This window comes from Phocaeicola sp. ICN-14070, assembly GCF_037892625.1.
Taxonomy (GTDB): Bacteria; Bacteroidota; Bacteroidia; order Bacteroidales; family Bacteroidaceae; genus Phocaeicola; species Phocaeicola plebeius.
Genome location: NZ_JBBKBF010000029.1, coordinates 25,937 through 45,632 on the forward strand (window position 1 = coordinate 25,937; position 19,696 = coordinate 45,632).

The 19,696-nt window shown below is 42.2% G+C and carries 15 protein-coding genes; 5 read left to right on the forward strand and 10 right to left on the reverse strand.

Features of this window, described 5'->3' with window-relative positions; all coding sequences use genetic code 11:
- Positions 1-72: 72 nt before the first annotated feature.
- Both WKT20_RS09470 and WKT20_RS09475 read right to left on the reverse strand, forming a co-directional pair.
- Positions 73-393: a helix-turn-helix domain-containing protein gene (locus tag WKT20_RS09470; protein ID WP_259300818.1), complete on the reverse strand. Its 321-nt coding sequence runs from the start codon at positions 391-393 to the stop codon at positions 73-75.
- Between the two features lie 142 nt (positions 394-535).
- Positions 536-1,759: a M16 family metallopeptidase gene (locus tag WKT20_RS09475; RefSeq protein WP_118165606.1), complete on the reverse strand. Its 1,224-nt coding sequence runs from the start codon at positions 1,757-1,759 to the stop codon at positions 536-538.
- Between the two features lie 107 nt (positions 1,760-1,866).
- Between WKT20_RS09475 and WKT20_RS09480 the strand changes: the two genes are divergently transcribed.
- Together WKT20_RS09480 and WKT20_RS09485 are read left to right on the forward strand one after the other, a co-directional pair.
- Positions 1,867-2,400 (forward strand): LOG family protein, encoded by a 534-nt coding sequence (locus tag WKT20_RS09480; RefSeq protein WP_118242317.1) that lies wholly within the window; start codon positions 1,867-1,869, stop codon positions 2,398-2,400.
- 23 nt (positions 2,401-2,423) lie between these two features.
- The gene (locus WKT20_RS09485; protein WP_007564050.1) at positions 2,424-3,026 is read left to right on the forward strand and encodes an SIS domain-containing protein; all 603 of its coding nucleotides are present in this window, start codon (positions 2,424-2,426) and stop codon (positions 3,024-3,026) included.
- 77 nt (positions 3,027-3,103) lie between these two features.
- Here WKT20_RS09485 and WKT20_RS09490 read toward each other — a convergent pair whose 3' ends face one another.
- Positions 3,104-4,237 (reverse strand): glycoside hydrolase family 88/105 protein, encoded by a 1,134-nt coding sequence (locus tag WKT20_RS09490; RefSeq protein WP_118165610.1) that lies wholly within the window; start codon positions 4,235-4,237, stop codon positions 3,104-3,106.
- Positions 4,238-4,474: 237 nt separating this feature from the next.
- Here WKT20_RS09490 and WKT20_RS09495 point away from each other — a divergent pair, with 237 nt between their 5' ends.
- A complete protein-coding gene (locus tag WKT20_RS09495) occupies positions 4,475-5,809 on the forward strand; it encodes a rhamnogalacturonidase (protein WP_117702502.1) in 1,335 nt (444 codons plus the stop codon).
- 39 nt (positions 5,810-5,848) lie between these two features.
- On the opposite strand, the gene ndk is transcribed toward WKT20_RS09495, so the two are convergent.
- The 5 genes from ndk to WKT20_RS09520 form a co-directional block, all read right to left on the reverse strand.
- Entirely contained in the window at positions 5,849-6,325 is a 477-nt protein-coding gene (gene ndk / locus WKT20_RS09500) for a nucleoside-diphosphate kinase (RefSeq protein WP_340417278.1), read from the reverse strand.
- Positions 6,326-6,422: 97 nt separating this feature from the next.
- The gene (locus WKT20_RS09505) at positions 6,423-7,070 is read right to left on the reverse strand and encodes a response regulator (protein WP_117702503.1); all 648 of its coding nucleotides are present in this window, start codon (positions 7,068-7,070) and stop codon (positions 6,423-6,425) included.
- 70 nt (positions 7,071-7,140) lie between these two features.
- On the reverse strand, positions 7,141-9,048 hold the full coding sequence (locus WKT20_RS09510) for an ATP-binding protein (protein WP_117702504.1): 1,908 nt from the start codon (positions 9,046-9,048) through the stop codon (positions 7,141-7,143).
- 128 nt (positions 9,049-9,176) lie between these two features.
- Complete coding sequence (locus tag WKT20_RS09515; protein ID WP_007564062.1) at positions 9,177-9,587, reverse strand: LytTR family transcriptional regulator DNA-binding domain-containing protein; 411 nt, start codon at positions 9,585-9,587, stop codon at positions 9,177-9,179.
- 141 nt (positions 9,588-9,728) lie between these two features.
- Complete coding sequence (locus WKT20_RS09520; RefSeq protein WP_117702531.1) at positions 9,729-12,641, reverse strand: exo-beta-1,4-galactosidase; 2,913 nt, start codon at positions 12,639-12,641, stop codon at positions 9,729-9,731.
- Between the two features lie 188 nt (positions 12,642-12,829).
- Between WKT20_RS09520 and WKT20_RS09525 the strand changes: the two genes are divergently transcribed.
- On the forward strand, positions 12,830-15,604 hold the full coding sequence (locus WKT20_RS09525; RefSeq protein ID WP_302463214.1) for an alpha-L-rhamnosidase: 2,775 nt from the start codon (positions 12,830-12,832) through the stop codon (positions 15,602-15,604).
- Between the two features lie 21 nt (positions 15,605-15,625).
- On the opposite strand, the gene WKT20_RS09530 is transcribed toward WKT20_RS09525, so the two are convergent.
- Together WKT20_RS09530 and WKT20_RS09535 are read right to left on the reverse strand one after the other, a co-directional pair.
- Positions 15,626-17,164 carry a YifB family Mg chelatase-like AAA ATPase gene (locus WKT20_RS09530; RefSeq protein WP_117702506.1) on the reverse strand — a complete coding sequence of 513 codons (1,539 nt, stop codon included), beginning with the start codon at positions 17,162-17,164 and terminating at the stop codon, positions 15,626-15,628.
- Positions 17,165-17,186: 22 nt separating this feature from the next.
- Entirely contained in the window at positions 17,187-18,209 is a 1,023-nt protein-coding gene (locus WKT20_RS09535) for a thioredoxin-like domain-containing protein (protein ID WP_259300802.1), read from the reverse strand.
- Positions 18,210-18,556: 347 nt separating this feature from the next.
- Here WKT20_RS09535 and WKT20_RS09540 point away from each other — a divergent pair.
- On the forward strand, positions 18,557-19,696 hold a 1,140-nt coding region (locus WKT20_RS09540; protein WP_032559192.1), incomplete at its 3' end, for a site-specific integrase.

Below are 19,696 nucleotides of genomic sequence, written 5' to 3' on the forward strand. Positions count from 1 at the left end.
ATGTAATTATCCTATCTTAACCGTACAAAGATAGTGATTTTTACGCTTTTCCTGCCGCTCCGTTGCGTATTATTACATATTCTTTCTCCATTCCGACGGAGAGACCCCTTCCTGAAGTTTGAATTGTTTGCTGAAGTGAGCTAAATCAGTGAAGCCTATTCGTTCGGCTATTTCTGACAAATTGCGCTTCGGAGGTTGTGTCATTAATAGTTTGGCTTCTTCTATGCGTAAGTGATTAAGCCATAAATTAAAGTTTAGTCCATAGGTATGATTGATGTAGTTTGACAGGTAGGTCCTGTTAATACCTATGGTTTTGCATAGTTCAATGATGGTAAGCCTGGAGTTTAAGAACCCTTTCTGTTTAATCCATTCTTCCAATCTACCTTTGATCATTTCATTCTTTTTCATAGTTTCCTTATTTTTCCCGAATGTAGTAAGTTTTAGAAATTTATGAAAAGACAAAAAACAACTTTACGGAGTATGTGTTTATATTCAGTGACTAAATGGTAAAAAAAATGGATTATCTGGCCTGAATTTACTTATAAATAAGTGTGGAAAGATAGTTCTCGGAGAGGACCTCGTTAGCAATGTCAAGTAGTTGTGTTGAGGTCAGTGCTTCAATCCTTTTGAATACTTCTTCTTTTTCTTCGTAAGTATGATAATGCAGAAAGCATTTGCCCATGTTGAGTGCATTATTTTCAAAATTGTCTCCAGCAACTCCTATCTGTCCGATGATTTGTTTTTTAGCAGCTGCGAGTTGTAGAGAGGTCAGTGCATTTTCTCTAATTTTTTTAAGTTCCTTATGTACTAATGAAATACAATGATCTGTATCATGCAGGTCACAACCAAAATAGATACAGAATGTACCTGTATCTGTATACGATGTGAGATTGGATTCTACATTATAAACCAATCCTCTTTTTTCGCGTAAAGAGATGTTGAGCCGGCTGTTCATGCCAGGGCCTCCGAGAATATTATTAAGCAGGTACAAACCTGTACGCCGTTCATCATAAGCGTGGTACCCTCTTCCTCCAATCATGACATGTGCTTGGTGAGTGTCCTTGTGAATGGTTAGTTGGTTAGGTTTGTAGGCAGGAGGAAGCATGCGCGCTTCTTTTATTCTTTCAAAGCGGGGAATATCTGCAGTCACTTTCTCAAGCGTACGGATTACTTTCTGGAAAGGAATATCTCCTTGAACGAAAAATATCATGTTTTCCAGTTGGTAGTGGGAATGAACGAAATGTTGCGCGTCTTCGCTTGTGAACTGGCGTAAAAGTTCTGGATTACCAAGTATGTTTCTGCCTAGCGGATGGTTCGGGAAAATCAGTTCTTCAAAATCGTCAAAAATAAGTTCCGCAGGACTATCTTCATAACTTTGGATTTCGTCGATAATGACTTCTACCTCTTTTTCGATTTCATTAGCTGGAAACACACTGTGGAAAACAATATCGGTCAGTAATTCCGCAGCCCGGTTGAAATGTTCTTTTAAAAAAGCACTGTAAATGACAGTTTCCTCCTTATTGGTATAGGCATTCAGGTCACCTCCCACATTCTCCATGCGATTAAGAATGTGCCAGGCTTTTCGCTTTTCTGTACCTTTAAAAATCAGGTGCTCTACAAAATGGGCCATACCTTGCTCTTGCGGAAGTTCATCGCGTGTGCCGGCGTCGATGGCAAAGCCACAATAAGCCACATTTGTAGGACTGGTAGTATGAATAAGTCGTAAGCCATTTGAGAGAGTAAAAGTTGAATATGCCATATTTCAAGAAGTGTAATTTCTTTTTCGCTGCAAATTTACAATAAATACCTATTGTCTTTCTTCAAAAAATGCAGATATTTGCAGAGTATGACATTTCAAACTAATATATGAATAAAATTGCAGTCTTTTGTTCGGCCTCAGATGCGATAGATCCTGTATTTATGGAAAAAGCAAGAGAGCTGGGCGCATGGTTAGGCCAGCATCATAAATGGCTGGTTTACGGGGGCTCCAATACAGGACTGATGGAAGTCCTTGCTAAAAGTGCGAAAGAAAACGGAGCTATGATAATGGGAGTTATTCCCACTAAACTGGAGGAACATGGCAGAGTCAGCGACTTGCTTGATGTGACATTTCATTCGGTAAACTTGAGCGACCGGAAAGATATTATGTTGCAGGAATCGGAAGTAATGGTAGCTTTGCCGGGTGGAATCGGTACGCTGGACGAAGTATTTCATGTGATGGCTGCCTGCAGTATAGGATATCATCAGAAAAAGGTTATCTTTTATAATGTGGAAGGCTTTTGGAATGATATGCTGGCTTTCTTGAATCGTTTGGAGAAAACACATTTTGCACATCGTCCGTTGAAAAATTATTTTGAAGTGGCGAATACGCTGGAGGAACTGACCCATTTATTGGAATAAAATTATAATTTAATCATAATCTTATGAATTCATCAATAAAAGATTTATTACAGCGTGAAGCACAGGCCGTGTTGAATATTCCGGTAACAGACGGATATGAAAAGGCGGTAGAGCTGATTGTGGAACAGGTACATGAGAAAGGCGGAAAACTGGTAACCAGTGGTATGGGTAAAGCTGGACAGATAGCCATGAATATTGCCACTACATTCTGTTCCACGGGTATCCCCTCTGTGTTTTTACATCCGAGTGAGGCACAGCATGGCGATTTGGGAATTCTGCAAAAAAATGACTTGTTGCTTTTGATTTCTAATTCTGGTAAGACAAGGGAAATTGTGGAACTGACCGAACTGGCTGCACGCCTAAATCCGGAATTGAAAAAAATTGTTATCACGGGAAATCCGGATAGTCCGTTAGCGGAAGCGGCAGATATTTGCCTGGCTACAGGGCACCCTGATGAAGTTTGTTTGTTAGGAATGACGCCTACTACTTCTACGACTGTGATGACGGTGATAGGAGATATTTTAGTTGTAGAGACTATGCGAAAGACTGGCTTTACGATTGAAGAATATAGCAAGCGCCATCATGGCGGGTATTTGGGAGAGCGTTCCCGTGCATTGAGCAAATAAAATATGGGTGTGCGAGAAGGCACACCCATTTCTTTTTACGGAAAGAAATAAAACATTTCTACCTATTGTATCTGATGTTATTGTTGTAGTTTGTAGATTTCCGTTCCAGCCAGCAGGAAACATCCTACTCCATAATCTTCGAAGTCTGGGACGCTTTCGTAGGTGACAGGTTGTCCGTCTTTAGGTTCTTTTCCAGTTCCTTGCACGTAGCCTAAAAAACCATTGGAATGAACCGCATCTTTTACCATGGCATTCCAGCCTTTTAATAAAATGGGTAAATATTCTTCTTTATCCAGTAATCCGTTTCGCACTCCCCATGCCATTCCGTAGACAAACAAAGCAGTTCCTGTAGTTTCTTTGCCACCGTAATTTCCGGCATCATGAAGACTTACGTTCCAGAATCCGTCTGTACGCTGACAAGCTTTCAGTGCTTTGCTCATGAGTAAGAAATCATTGATGTAATCCTGACGATGTTTTTCGTTTGCAGGAATTTCGTCGAGCACACGTACGAGTGCAGCGTATGCCCACCCGTTTCCTCTGCTCCAATAGCAGTCTTCGCCATTAGGTTCTTTGTAGGGAGGTAAGAAATCGGCATCTCTCCACCAAAGTCCGTCTGCCAGGTTGAACAATCCTTTTCCTCCCAGCTGATTACGTGAGAATTCATACATATCCCACATCTTGTCGAAATATTTCTGCTCTCCTGTCAGGTGTCCCATTTTGGCTAGTACTGGCATGCCCATTTGAATGGCATCTACCCAGGTCCAGTCTCCTACTTGGGGAGTATTGACAAGCATGTTCATATTGGATTTGATATTTTTCAGCATTTCAGGCTTGGGACAAAGATTATATAAGTCGATATAAGTTTGTCCACAGCAGTAATCATCAGCGTTACGTGTGGTATTTCCGTTTCGCATACCCCATTCATGGTATTCAGCCCAGTTGTATGCATAATCGTAGTATTCTGCGCGGGGGAAAATGGAATATAGAGACATTAATCCTTCATAGTATACTCCTCTGGTCCAGATATTACTAGGGCGGGTAACTTTACGTACAAAACTAGGAGTCCGGTAATCTGCATATTTCTCCATGAAATACTTATTTACTTTAATCATCACTTCCAGTGTTTCTTTTTGTGGTGGTAGTTTTTGTGCAGTAGAAGTGGTGAATCCCCAGCTCATTATAAACAGAAATGCGATAAGAATCTTTCTCATAATTAAATAAAGGTATTAGTTCTGAAATTGTATCAACAAAGATAGGAGATACAAGAACATTTGTACATGGAAAATCATGCAAATACATTGAAAATCATTCAAAAAATGCTCTTGGCTCTTCTTATGGATGTTTTTTGTACAAAAAGACATGTAATTGCATGATTCTCTATTCCTTCTTGTCGAAAAAGTTTTCTATTTTGCTTACATATTTATTTTAGTTTTTAATGTATTCAGAAGATGAGGGGATATTGTGTAAAAGGCTGGCTTTTATGGTGCTTATCCTGGATGGCCGTCAGTGTATTTGCCAGTGAAATTTTTCCGGATGGAACACCAATTCCAGAATGGTTCAGAGAGCATCGGGTGGTATCAGTAAAAGAGCTGGGAAAGCAATATTGTATCACAAATTATGGTGTGCAAAATGATAGTACGATTTTACAGACAGAACGTATTCAGGCAGTCATTGATAAAGCGGCTCAAGAGGGTGGAGGAGTGATCTGTATCCCTAAAGGGACTTTTTTGTCGGGCTCTCTTTTTTTCAGACCTCGTACTCATCTTTATCTGGAAAAAGGAGCAACTCTGAAAGGAAGTGATGACATTAGTCATTTTGATGTGATTGATACCCGTCTGGAAGGGCAGAATCTAACGTATTTTGCAGCTTTGGTTAATGTCATTGGAGTGGATGGATTTACACTTTCAGGCGAGGGGAAGATAAATGGAAATGGACTTCGTTTTTGGAAATCTTTTTGGTTGCGCCGACAGGTAAATCCCCAGTGTACGAATTTGGAGGAACTTCGTCCACGGTTGATATATATTGCTGATTCAAAAAATGTGCAGTTGTCTGGGGTCAGATTGGAAAATTCTCCGTTCTGGACTACTCATTTATATCGTTGTGAGAATGTGAAGTTGCTTAATCTTTCTATTTTTGCTCCTCATTCGCCGGTGAAAGCACCTAGTAGTGATGCTATTGATATTGATGTGTGCAAGAATGTGTTGGTAAAAGGTTGTTATATGTCTGTAAATGATGATGCCATAGCTTTGAAGGGTGGAAAAGGACCTTGGGCAGACCAAGATAAGGTGAATAATGGAAGTAATCTGAATATCATTATAGAGGATTGTGTATGGGGATTCTGTCATAGCGCATTGACTTGTGGTAGTGAGTCTATACATAACCGCAATATTCTGGTGAGACGCTGTCGGGTAGAGCATGCACAGCGTTTGCTTTGGCTAAAGATGCGTCCGGATACGCCGCAAAATTATGAATATATTCAGTTGGAAGATATTACGGGCTCTGCCATTAATTTCTTGTTTGCCCAGCCTTGGACTCAGTTTTTTGATTTAAAGGATAGGAAAGATGTCCCCTATTCATATTCAAGTCATGTGACGATGCGTAATATTCAATTGGATTGTGATGTCCTTTTTGCGGTGAAGAAGGATGAAACGCAGTATAAGCTGTCTGATTTTCTATTTGAGAATTTAAAGATTACAGCTCGTAAGTCGGGGGAGATTTGTAAAGATTATATTCATAATCTGCAAATTCGGAATGTAACAGTAAACGGAGTACATTTAAAATAAAAACGATGTGGTAGCAATTGCTACCACATCGTTTTTATTTTAGGTAAGTTTGTATTCGTCAGGGTAATAAATAAAATCGATAACTGCCCTGTCATATTCGAATAACTCTTCAGGTTTGAAGAATCTTTCAATTTCTTCAATAGCTGTTTTAGGTGAATCTGAGGTGTGGATGATGTTTTCTTGTGAACTTACACAATAATCTCCTCGGATAGTACCTGGAACGGCTACACGGCCATTGGTGGCTCCTGTCATGGAGCGTACCACCTGAATGGCATCTACTCCTTCATAGCAACATACAATCACAGGACTGGCCATCATAGAAGCTTTTACACGAGAAAAGAAAGGTTTTCCGGCCAAGTGGGCATAATGCTCATTGAGCAAATCCTCCGTAAGTTGCATCATTTTCATGCCAGCCAGGCGCAGGCCTTTACGTTCAAATCTATGGGTTATTTCTCCGATAAGTCCGCGCTGTACGGTACTGGGTTTTAAAATTACTAATGTTTTTTCAAGACTCATAGTTCGTTTATATTAAGGTGATACAAAGATTCATTGCGCCCAAATATACGAAAAAAAGGATATGAGCCCTAAAAACGAGTGGATTTTTTATTTAAAGCTATTTGGAATCCAAAGGTATTATTCCAAGGTTGATAGCTTTCAGAACAAGGTCTACGGCATTCCTGGCCTCCAGTTTGCTCATGAGGCTTTTGCGGTGAGTTTCAATTGTATTATTGGATACATACAGCAATTCTGCAATTTCCCTTGTATTAAATCCTTTAGCAATAGCCTGCAATACCTCCATTTCTCTTAAAGTAAGCTGTTCTTTTATCTGTTCTTCTGTCTGCATCCGGTTTAAAATGGATTTGAATCGTTTGCAAAGGTATTGGCCTCCTTTTAAGATTGTCTGGATGGCTAGTGTCAGTTCATTAATATCTGCCGATTTTAGTATGGCCCCACTTATGGAGGCTTTAGTCAGTCTTTTAAGTATCCATATCTCTTCATGCATGGTATTAATCAAAATACGTGCTTCCGGGTGCTTTTGCAGGATGGTTTCTATCAGTTCGAACCCGTTGGTGTCGGGAAGTTCCACATCAAGCAGATAGATGTCGAACGGTTGCATGGCTATCAGAAGCATTGCTTCTGCTCCTGATGAGGCAGTATATACCTTTTCTATTTCAGGCATTTGAGACACTACATGCTTGATGCCTTGTAGTATAAGAGTATGGTCATCGACTAATAGTATTTTGGCTTTAGGACTTGTCATTTTGTCGCATTTTACACTGCAAAGAAAAAAATATTCATTGAAAAGATTTTCACTGAAAACCGTGATTTTTTCAATGAAGATGCACCTGAATATGAATATTCACTCCAGTCTTGTCTTTTTCTATCTTGTAATCTCCTGCAATAGTTTTTAACCGGTCGTTGATGGTTCGCAAGCCTATTCCTTTAGATAAATCAGCATGTGGACTCCAGTTCCCGTCATGATGTACTTCAATAATAAGATAAGTGGCATTTTTTTCTATTTGGATACAGATAACCTTTGCCTGAGTATGTTTGAGTATATTCCCGGTCGTTTCCTGCATGATGCGGTAGATTTCGTATCCTATATGTTCTGAAATACTTGACCAGTCCGTGTGAGGATAGGGAGTATATTGTATGGAAATTCCTGAAATCTCTTGCATTTTAGAGAAATAATCAGCTAACATTTCATTCAGATCGGTAAACTGGAAATTGGGTGGCATTAGTTCATGTGAAATGGCTCGTACGCCGCTACGAATCTCTTCTAATGTCTGAATGGTATTTGTTTTTAGATCCTCAGCAGAGCTTTGTTGCTGCATTTGAAGAATGGCTCCCAGCAGGTCATTACATACCCCGTCGTGCAAATCCTTAGCCAGTCGTTTGCGCTCATTTTCCAAGCCTTCTATGTATTGGCGGGCAGCAATCAGTTCGGTTTCCTTCTTTTGCACTTTCCGTTTGTGCAGCAGAATGGAAATAGCTATTAATAGTAACCCGATTACTGTAAGGTAATAGATGGTATGGCGTAAACGGCTTTCTTGTTCTTGTGCCTGAGTCTTTTCCAGAAGAGCAATTTTCAGTTCTTTGTCACTTGTCCGTAATTTCTCATTCAGTTCAGATAGTTCATGCTTGATTTTTCCACCGAAAATGGAATCCTGGTAAATGCATACTTCTTGCATGTTCTGATATGCTTTTTGGTAGTTCCCTAATCCTTCATAGTTACGTGCTGTTAAAATGTGATATTTATCGTATGGTAATTGAGTTTGAATTAATGGATTGCTTGTTAGTATGCTGAGACTTTTCTGATATTCTCCAATCCAATTATAAAGGCTGGCTTGTGTGCTATAAAATTCAAGTGCTGTCGGACTGTTTCCCGGGATTTTATGAATCAATTCTTCTCCTTTTTTTAGAAAAATCCTGACGGAATCTTTTTTGTTCCATAATTGATAGGTACTCAGTAAAGGCGATAGGGAGCTCATGGCAAGTAAAGGATATTTTAGTTTTAATGCCTTGTTGATATTTTTTTTAAAAATATGGCTTGCTTCGACATACTTACCCATACTGCTATAACATCCTCCAATGAGACTGCTGGCATATAATTCCATTAGTGAATCGTTTGCTTTTCGGGCGTATTCCGCTGCCTGCTTACCTTGCGTCAATGCTTCTTCATAGCGCTTGTTAAGATGGTAGAGCACGCCAATGTTATAATAGGTGGAAGCAATGTCTTCGTACTTTTCTGTTTTTTTACAGAGATCGATGGCACGGTTATAGTGATATACGGCTGAGTCGAACATTCCTAACTTACGGTAGCAGACACCAATGGAAGATTCTACCACACCCTCCAGATCGTATCTTCTTTCTTTGAGTTGGGGAGCATGTGTTGCAACCGTTTTAAATTTCTCTTTAGCTTGTTCTATTTTTCCTTCCATGAAAAGATAGTTAGCCAGTGAGTTGAGTAACTGCAAATATCCTTCTTCTTCAAAAGTCGGTTTTGAATAAAGAGAAAGTCCTTTTTGAATGTAGTGATAGGATGAGTCATGGTCTAGAGTCTCATATTCAGCTCCTAAGAATTGATATAACTCAATTAGTTGCTCTTTGGTAGAATTTTTTTGCTCTGCTAATTGTAATTCGCGTTTTAAACTATCAATTGTTGCTGTTTCAGCTTGTATTGGCAAGCACAAGACTGTGTGAAGAAAGGTACCTAATGTGAAAAGAAGTTTTTTCATGTAACCTAATTTTGTGAGTTCTACAAAGTAGCGTTTTTTTGTGGAATATACAAATTTCAGCTAAAAAACATCTGGAATATGAGATAGAATGTGTGTGTCTGGAATAACTTAGAATAAAAATATTATGGCTAAAATAAGCAAAATCGTGCAGTCAGTTCTCTTTTATATTTTTGGGAGATATATAACTCATTTGTATAATGAAAAGGAGGGGTCATAAGGCAGCGGTTATTCTGTATCATGTGTAAATAGTGCATATTGATAATGTAGGATTGGTGAATTTGCACAAATTCTTCATTGTATGTACATAAGTCTTTGGCGCGTAGATTAGCCTTAAGGCGGAGGAAAGAACCGTCTGTCAAAGCTATCTCCCAGCTTTTTCTTGTCGAAATATATTTGAAATAACCAATATCATTTGAGCGTAACACGTGTAAGTTCCCCATAAAGGTCTGGATGAGTAAAGGTTTGCCCAATTTTGCATCAAAAAGTCTTCTTAAGCGTTCAAGAGCTGCATTGTATCGCTGAATCTCGGTTGTTTTCATTTCTCTTTTGCATTGTAATTTTGTTTGTCAAATATAACTCGTCTTATGAGGGAGGAAAACACGGAAAACCGTGATTTTTGTATAAAAGTAAAAAAGCCGCCTCGCAGTGCAAGACGGCTTTTTATTACAGTGTGTTTGTTCTTATTTTGAAGTATTGATATTAGCTGATGGGCGGAAGTCGAACATTAAGTTCAAATGTAATCCTTCATCTCCTTGTTTGATGCGAATATTTCCAGGTTGACTGTTCGGACCTTGTTGTTCGATTGGTTTGAAGGAACAGATGGCCGGTATGTCAAGCAAGAAGGATATATCACCCTCAGGGAATTGCGGCATGGTTCTTCTAACACGTCCTACAGGTTCTTCCGGTGTAAAGATGTGATAGAAGATTCCATCGTTTCTTGAATAAACAGTAAACGGTGTTTTGTCGCTTTCCAGTGTAGCCCAGTACATGTTGGCATGATATCCTTTAAATTCTGGATAAATCAGATTTTCAAAACTTTCTCCTGTAATGGTATTGTTGTAATCTTTATGCCAGATGTTATAGTTGGTACCAGGGATACGGTTTTTCCACACACGATAAGGACCACGTCCCAGCCATTTCATGCCGGTACAGTTTGCTTCTGGGTAAGAGAAGGTCAATCCGAGATTGTATACTTTTGTGTCCATGAAGGCATCGTCAAATCCTCCGCCTCCGGAGGCACGGTTTAGTAGGATGGCGTCCATATAAAGCAATCCTTGATCGGTCAGGCGCCATACAATGGAATCGGCTGCTCCTTTATATTTGGCACAAAATATGGCTCCTTCTTGTGTTTCACGCACGTAGCTGAGTGAAGGCTCATAGCGCATTTTCATTCCTACAGCTACCGGACCGTCTTTGAACGGGACCTCTGTTTCTCCTGCTTTTACTTGCTTGATGATACCGGTAGTGGCATCAAACGTTACACTTACCTTCGCACTGTTCAATACGATGTGGCTGGCATTGCGTGAGGCGGTAGCTTTGGGAAGTGCTTCTAGGGTCATGGGTGATTGTGCCATTTTATGGTCAAAATATTGTTTTACCAGGCGGATAGGATAGCTCCAGTTACAGATGCTATGTCCATTTTTGTCGAAGGCTTCTAATTCCAGTACATCACCTTCATGGAAATTGTCTGGAAGGTCGAAATGAGCTGTGCCGGTTTCTCCTGGCTGGATAGCAGGGAGAGTAACTTCTCCGTGGCTTAATTCAACGGATTGTGTTACACCTTTCAATGGAGTGTCACATGACAACACTTTGTACGTCATTTTGCATTCCTTCAGATTCGTGTAAGTATATTCGTTGGTAACCAGGAAATTGCCATTAAAATGAGAGGTAATGAGCAGTGGTTTCAGTTGGATAGGTGACCACTGGGCACGGATGGCATAGAAGCTACCTTCTTTTTCACGACGAGGGCCAACAACTCCATCAGGCGCATTTGACTTGTCAGAATCCAGAATACCTCCTTTGTCACTTCGTTTGGGAGCTTCGTCGCAGAAAACCCAGATAAATCCTCCGGCAAATAACGGGTTCGTATTCCAGCGATCCCAGAAATCCCGTAATCCGGCACCTCCTCCTTGGTCGTACATGGCATGCATGAATTCTGTAGGCATGAAGACCTTATAGCCATTGGTAAATCGGGCTACTCCTGTCAGATAAGCCGGATAATGGTGCGTATCCAGATCGTTGAAGTCGGCCCATGGGTGGACTACATGCCGTTTTTGAAGCTTGTCGTATTGAGCAAACAGTTTATCCAGCTGATAATTCCATCCTCCTTCATTTCCATTGCTCCAAATGATGATGGACGGATGATTGACATCACGCTGTACCATTTCTTTCACCAGTTTGCTTCCTACTTTTTCGTCGTAGCAATTCTGCCATCCTGCCAGTTCATCCATGTATACGATACCTAGTGAATCGCACATATCCAGGAAATGTTCGTCGGGGGCATAGTGTGATCTTACTGCGTTCATGTTCATTTCCTTGATAAGAAGTGCATCCTGACGACTCATGGCCGCACTGGTTGCTCTTCCGCCGTCGACGGAGAATGAATGGCGGTTAATACCTTTTACGACGAGTTTGGTTCCATTCAGATATACTCCGTCTTGTGGGAAAAATTCGACGGTGCGGAAGCCGATTCTGGTTTCACGCGTCTGGATTACTTTTCCTTCCGGTGATTTTAATTCCAGACGAGCTACATACAGGTTAGGGTCTTCTGTGGACCAGGTTTGGATGTCTGCCCACTGTCCTTCTATCTGTTGTTCTTTGCCAGAGTCTGTAATTTTTTTGGAAAGTGCAGACTTTCCCGTATTTGTCAGGATGGTTTTTCCGTCTTTCAAACCTCGTACCGATACGTGAAGTTCATATCCTTTCGCATCGCCATACATTTCACATGAGGCTTGAAACTTTCCATGCTGGTCGGCATTGAGTACAAAGTGTTCAATGTGTACTTGTGGAACAACTTCCAGCCATACCGGACGATAAATTCCTCCATAAAGCCACCAGTCAGCTTTACGTTCTGCGGCGTTGATGGATGAATTAGCAGATTCTTTAGCGACTTTTACTTCAAGTGTATTTTTCTTTCCGAGGGTGAGTAAGTCGGTGATGTCATAACAAAAACGGTTGAATCCGCCCTGATGCATTTCTCCGGCCAGTTTGCCGTTGATTAAGACTTCCGTATCGGTCATGACTCCGTCAAAATAAATTTTTACCCGCTGGCCGCTCCATGATTTGGGAGCCTCGAATTTGTGACGATAAATACCTGTTTCATCACTTGGCTTGGCACCTTTGATGGTATACCATCGTCCGTAGGTATATTCTCCAAATCCTTGCAGTTCCCAGTTGCAGGGAACTTCTATCTTTTTCCATTTGCCGCTGTTTTGTCCTTTTGAGCAGAGAAAGTCCCATGTCACGGTATTGTCAATACCGGTTCCTGAAAGATAAATTCGTTCCGGATGGGGGGCTTGCGCTTGCAAATGCAAGCCAGGCACGTTGCAGAAAAGGCTGGCAAGTAGGGTCAGTCTGATAAAGTTGTTTTTCATATCCGTGTTCATTGATTTATTTTCTACAAAGATACGTACCTTCATGAAATGAATGAATGGAATAATGTACATCTTGCTTGGAGGATTGTGTATCAGACGTACAAAAATCCATGAATCTGTACATTCCTATAGTTGTAAAGGCTGGATAACTTTTATCTTTGCAAGTATGAAACCTAATTTGTAATTCCATGAAAAAGAACAACATCTTATTTTTTCTCTGTTTGTGCTCTGCGATGGGGGCGGCTGCACAAAACTGGCCAGAGGTAAAGCCTGAAGCACGTCCTGGCAGCCGTTGGTGGTGGTTAGGAAGTGCCGTCGATAAAGATAATCTGAATTATAACCTGAAGGAATATGGCAAGGCCGGACTTGGTAGTTTGGAGGTTACGCCTATTTATGGGGTAAAAGGAAATGAATCTCATAATCTCTGTTTTCTGTCGCCTGAATGGATGGAAATGTTCCGTTATACGCAGGAGGTGGGTAAGACAAACGGGATAGACATTGATATGAATACCGGAACGGGATGGCCTTTCGGAGGCCCTGAGGTTTCTCTTTCACAAGCTGCAGCAAAAGCTATTTTTGAATGTTATGAGGTAAAGGGAGGTGAACCGGTAAAGTTGGAAATCAATATCCGTGACCCTAAAGAACAGAAACAGCGGGATGTAGCTTACCTGGATTGTCTGATGGCTTATGGAACAGATGGGAAAGTAGTAAATCTGACCAAAAAAGTAAAAGACGGATATTTGCAGTGGGATGCTCCGGCAGGTGATTGGCAACTGGTGGCATTGTTTGTGGGGCGGACTTTTCAGAAAGTAAAGCGTGCGGCTCCCGGGGGAGAAGGATATGTTATGGATCATTTTAGTCCGGTGTCCGTAAAATCTTACTTTGAGAAGTTTGATAAGGCTTTCAAGACAAACAAAGTCAACTTTCCCCGTACCTTCTTCAATGATTCGTATGAGGTGTACGGAGCAGATTGGACTCCTGCATTCTTGAAAGAATTTGCTGCACGTCGTGGTTATCGGCTGGAAAATCATTTTCCGGAGTTTATTTCACAGGAACGGACTGAACTGACGCGTCGACTGGTGTCTGATTATAGGGAAACATTGGGAGAACTTCTGGTTGAGAACTTTACGACTGCATGGACCAAGTGGGCGCATGGGCATGGAAGTACGACCCGTAATCAGGCACATGGATCTCCTGCCAATCTGATTGATACGTATGCTTCGGTAGATATCCCGGAGTGTGAAGGGTTTGGATTGACTGATTTTCATATCAGGGGATTGAGGCGTGATTCACTTACACGTCCTAATTTTTCGGATATTTCCATGCTGAAGTATGCTTCCTCGGCTGCACATATTGCAGGAAAACCTTATACTTCTTCTGAAACATTTACCTGGTTGACAGAGCATTTTCGTACTTCTCTTTCACAGTGTAAGCCTGATATGGATTTGATGTTTGTGTCGGGTGTAAATCACGCATTTTTTCATGGTACCCCCTATTCTCCGAAAGAAGCAGCCTGGCCTGGTTGGCTATTTTATGCTACGATAAACATGTCGCCCACCAATACGATATGGCGTGACGCGCCGGCTTTCTTTGAGTATATAACTCGTTGTCAGTCTTTTCTTCAATTAGGTAAGCCTGATAATGATTTCCTGGTTTATCTTCCGGTTTATGATATGTGGAATGACATTCCAGGACGTTTTGTTGGCTTTGATATTCACAAGATGGATCAGTATGCGCCGAAGTTTATCAAGACGATACAAACCATTATGGCAGGTGGCTATGATGTAGACTATATTTCTGATTCTTTTATTAAAAGTACATCGTGTCAGGATGGTATGTTGAAGACACGTGGAGGTGCTTGTTATAAGGCGCTTATCGTACCTGCAGTAAAGTTGATACCGGTTTCTACCTTAAAGAAGCTAGTAGCATTGGTACGTCAGGGGGCAACCGTAGTGTTTGTGGAACATTATCCGGAAGATGTGCCGGGGTATGCTTCTTTAGAACAGAATCGGAAGCAACTATTTGCACTGCTGGAACAATTGCCAGGAGAAAAGTCTTTCCGAGGCACACAGGCTTTTAATTTCGGAAAAGGACGTATCATTGTGGGAAGTGATTACCATGAGGCATTAGAACGCACAGGAGTTCCTGCAGAAGAACTGAAGACTCGTTGGGGAGTACAATTTATCCGGCGTACACATACAGAAGGGCACCATTATTTTATTTCCAACTTACAGGCCAAAGATGTGGAAGGATGGGTTACATTGAATGTGCCTGAAAAAAATATGATGTGTTTTGATCCGATGACGGGTAAACGGGGAATTGCAAAAACGCGGGAGGTGGAAGGAAAAACTCAGGTATATATGCAATTGAAGTCTGGGGAGAGTATCATTCTTCAAACTTTTACTCGTTCTTTGCAAGGAGTGCCTGAATGGAAATATAGGAAGGAAATGGACTATAGCTTGAGTTTGGATCATGGTTGGAAACTGAAATTTGTAGAAAGTTATCCGGCTATTGAAGGAGAGTTTAAAATAGATACGCCTTCTTCATGGACAGAAATGGCACATCCGGCTGCGAAGATTAACCGGGGTACTGCATTGTATTCATTGGAGCTGGATTTGCCTGAATTATTGGCAGATGATTGGATTCTAGACTTGGGCGATGTGCGTGAGAGCGCACGTGTGCGTATAAATGGGCAGGAAGCAGGTATTGCCTGGGCAGTTCCCTTCCGTTTAAGCATAGGGCAATTGCTAAAGCCTGGTAAGAATCTCATAGAAGTGGAAGTCACCAACCTTCCGGCAAATAGTATTGCTGAAATGGACCGCCAGGGAAAACAATGGCGTATTTTTGAGGATATCAATATGGCCAAACTGAATTATGAGAAAGGTACTTACGGACATTGGGAAACACTACCTTCTGGCTTGAACGGAATAGTTCGGTTGATACCTGTTAAATATTTATTTTGATTGTCTGGGCTGGATAGATAATTATCCGGCCCAGTTTTCTCTGTCCAGATTGCGATAGCTGATAGCCTCTGCCAAATGTTCCGGACGTATTTCATTACTTCCCTCCAGGTCTGCAATGGTTCGTGAGACTTTAAGAATACGATCGTAGGCACGGGCTGAAAGGTTCAGTCGGTTCATGGCATTTCTTAAAAGTTCCAGGCCAGCGGCATCCGGTTGTGCATAGAGGTGTAGTAGTTTAGAAGTCATTTGGGCGTTACTATAGATTCCATGTTCATTAGCAAAGCGTTGGCTTTGTATTTGTCGGGCACGGACTACACGTTCGCGAATGCTGGCACTGCTTTCTCCCGGTGTGCTTTTGGAGATTTCTTCAAAAGGAACGGGTACAATTTCTACTTGAATGTCTATGCGGTCGAGCAGAGGGCCTGAGATTTTGTTCAGGTATCGCTGTACTTGTCCCGGACTACATACACAATTTCGTGTGGGATGGTTATAGTAGCCACATGGGCATGGGTTCATGGAAGCGATTAATTGGAAGTTAGCTGGATACTCCAGGCTATACTTTGCTCTTGAAATAGTGATACGATGGTCTTCAAGGGGCTGCCGAAGCACTTCCAGTACGCTTCTGCTGAACTCAGGGAGTTCATCAAGAAATAACACTCCATTGTGTGCCAGGCTGATTTCTCCAGGTTGAGGTGTAGCTCCGCCACCTACCATGGCTACTTGAGAGATGGTGTGGTGTGGGCTGCGGAACGGTCGGGTGGCAATAAGCGAGGAACCTTTTTTCAGTTTTCCAGCTACTGAATGTATCTTAGTTGTTTCCAGGCTTTCTCCTAATGAGAGTGGAGGAAGGATGCTGGGAAGGCGTTTGGCCATCATGGACTTGCCACTTCCTGGGGCTCCAATGAGCAGCACGTTGTGTCCGCCTGCTGCGGCTACTTCAAGTGCTCGTTTTACATTTTCCTGTCCTTTTACTTCTGCAAAGTCAAAAGGGAAAGTTGACTGGTGTTTATAGAACTCTTCACGTGTGTTGACAATGGTAGGTTGCAAACTGCAATTGCCGTTCAGAAAATCGATTACTTCTGTAATGCGTTCCACGCCATATACGTCCAGATTATTTACGACAGCGGCTTCCGATGCATTCTGTTGCGGAAGAATAATCCCTTTAAAACCTTGTTGACGGGCAGCAATGGCGATAGGAAGTGCACCTTTAATGGGTTGCAGACTTCCGTCCAGGCTTAATTCTCCAATAATCAGATAATCTGTCAAGTGTTCAGAGGAGATTGTTTCATTAGCTGCCAGGATACCGATAGCCAGCGGGAGATCGTATGAGGCTCCTTCTTTCCGGATATCAGCTGGAGCCATGTTGACTACTATCTGTCGGGTAGGAAACTTATATCCGTTTACTTGTAGAGCGGATACGATACGTTCGTGGCTCTCCTTGACAGCAGAGTCTGGGAGACCCACTAAATAAAATTTTATTCCGCGCGAACAGTTGACTTCAATTGTTACAATAGTGGCATCAATGCCTTGTACTGCGGCTCCAAAAAGTTTGACAAGCATTTAAGGTCGTTTTTATTGTGTTTTACTTTTGTTGTTTGTCTTCTGCTATCAAGGCTTCCATCTTGGTCTGTAATGCATTTCCGTAAAGATTACTGCCTAAAATTTTCCGGTTCCGGTCTATCAGTATGTTGTATGGAAGACGCTGTATGTTTTGTTGTTTCAGAATCTGATTATTCCATCCTTTGTAGTCGCATACTTCAATCCACTGTTCTGTATCTTTTTGCGTATTTTTTCCCCATTCTTCCTTGTTATAATCTAGTGAGAAGTTGACAACCCGGAAATTGTTCTTAGAGAATTTTTCGCATAGAGCATATAGGGAGTCTTTTATAGCTATGCTTTCCTTATCCCAACTTGCCCAAAAGTTAATGAGCGAATATTGCTTTTGTGTTCCACTGCTGCTCCATGACAAATATTCGCCGTTTCTTTTCTTTACAGACAAGTAATTCAGATAAGTCGAAGTGCTTTTTTCTTTTTCGGGTAGTTTCTGTAGAACTTCATTCAATACTCTACAATCTTTCACTTTACCGGTCAAAGGCTCAGTCAGTCTGGCAATGAGGGACAGATTGGGATTGGCTGATTGTGAAAAATACCAGTACAGTATATAAGCCGAAGCAGGTGAGGATGGATGGCTCTTGATAAAGTTCTCAGCTTGTTGGCATATTTGTGCAGAATCTTTCAGCGCGTGTATACTTTGCAGAAATTCCTGGTATTCATTATTCGGACCATCTCCTTTAATTTCCGGATGTGCGAAACTTCCTTTTACAGACACTTTCCAGCCTTTGTCTGCAAATATCGGAAAGACTTCACCTGAATCATTAACTAATCGGAAAGTATTCAATGTGTCGGGAGAGAAGGCATAAGTGAATTTACCTCCTCTTGGATAAATAGTATCCAGTTTGGAATCCGGGTCATCAAAGACTACCAGAATCATGTTGGAAGTAATGCCTTCCAGTTCCCCTTTGAGTTCAAATTCATCGCTTTGTCTGCACGAATCCAGACAAAACAACAGATATACAGATAAGAGGAGCAGGTATAATTTTTTCATAAACCGTATTTTGCGTACGCAAAGTTACTACAAAAAAGTGAAATGCGGAAAGATATAGTGATAGAATTGAGTTACAAGGGTTTTGGTTGAAGTGGCGATAATCCGTGAAGCCATTACAATCCCTGCCGAAGCCAAATCCTGACGCCGCTACGTTACTTGTTCGTAACCATGCCCGAAAATGCGACAAACGGGTACGAATAGCGAAACAAGGCTCTAAGGAATAGTGAGTTATCCATAACTCATGCGAAAAATCAGGTTACGGAAAAAGATTGCGCCGTTCCTCCCCGTTTTGCGTACCAACACCGGACTCTTCACCAACTAATTTTGAAACCCAAAAATTAAGGACAATGAAGAGTACATTTTCAGTAATCTACTACCTCAAGCGTCAGGTAGTGAAAAAGGACGGGACAGTTCCCGTCATGGGACGCATCACGGTGGACGGCAGCCAGACACAGTTCAGCTGCAAACTGACTGTCGATCCGAAACTGTGGGACACCAAAGGTGGACGTGTCACGGGCAGAAGCACGGCGGCACTCGAAACGAACCGTATGCTTGACAAGATGCGGGTACGCATCAACAGGCATTATCAGGAAATCATGGAGCGTGACAACTTCGTCACGGCGGAGAAGGTGAAGAACGCCTTTCTCGGACTGGAACACCGCTACCACACGCTGATGCAGGTGTTCCGCCAGCACAACGAGGACTACGAGAAGCAGGTGGAGGCAGGCATGAAAGCCAAAGGCACGCTGCTGAAGTACCGCACCGTTTACAAGCACATGCAAGAGTTCCTCGACATCCGCTACCATGTGAAGGACATCGCCCTAAAAGAGCTTACCCCGGCTTTCATCTCCGACTTCGAGATGTTCCTGCGCACGGACAAGCACTGCTGCACCAATACCGTGTGGCTGTACGTCTGCCCGTTACGGACGATGGTATTCATCGCCATCAACAACGAGTGGCTGACGCGCGACCCGTTCCGCGAGTATGAAATCAAGAAGGAGGAAACAACACGCAGTTTCCTGACCAAAGATGAGATCCGCCTGCTGATGGAGGGGAAACTGAAAAACGCCAAACAGGAATTGTACCGCGACCTCTACCTGTTCTGCGCCTTCACGGGGCTGTCGTTCGCGGATATGCGCAACCTTACGGAAGAGAATATCCGCACCTACTTCGACGAACACGAGTGGATAAACATCAACCGCCAGAAAACGGGCGTGGTGTCCAACATCCGCCTGCTCGACATCGCCAACCGCATAATCGGCAAATACCGGGGACTGTGCGGGGACGGCAGGATATTTCCCGTTCCGCATTATAACACGTGCCTTGCCGGTATCCGTGCCGTCGCCAAGCGTTGCGGCATCACCAAGCATATCACGTGGCATCAGAGCCGCCACACGGCAGCCACGACGATATTCCTCTCCAACGGTGTTCCCATCGAAACGGTCAGCTCCATGCTCGGACACAAGAGCATAAAGACGACGCAGATT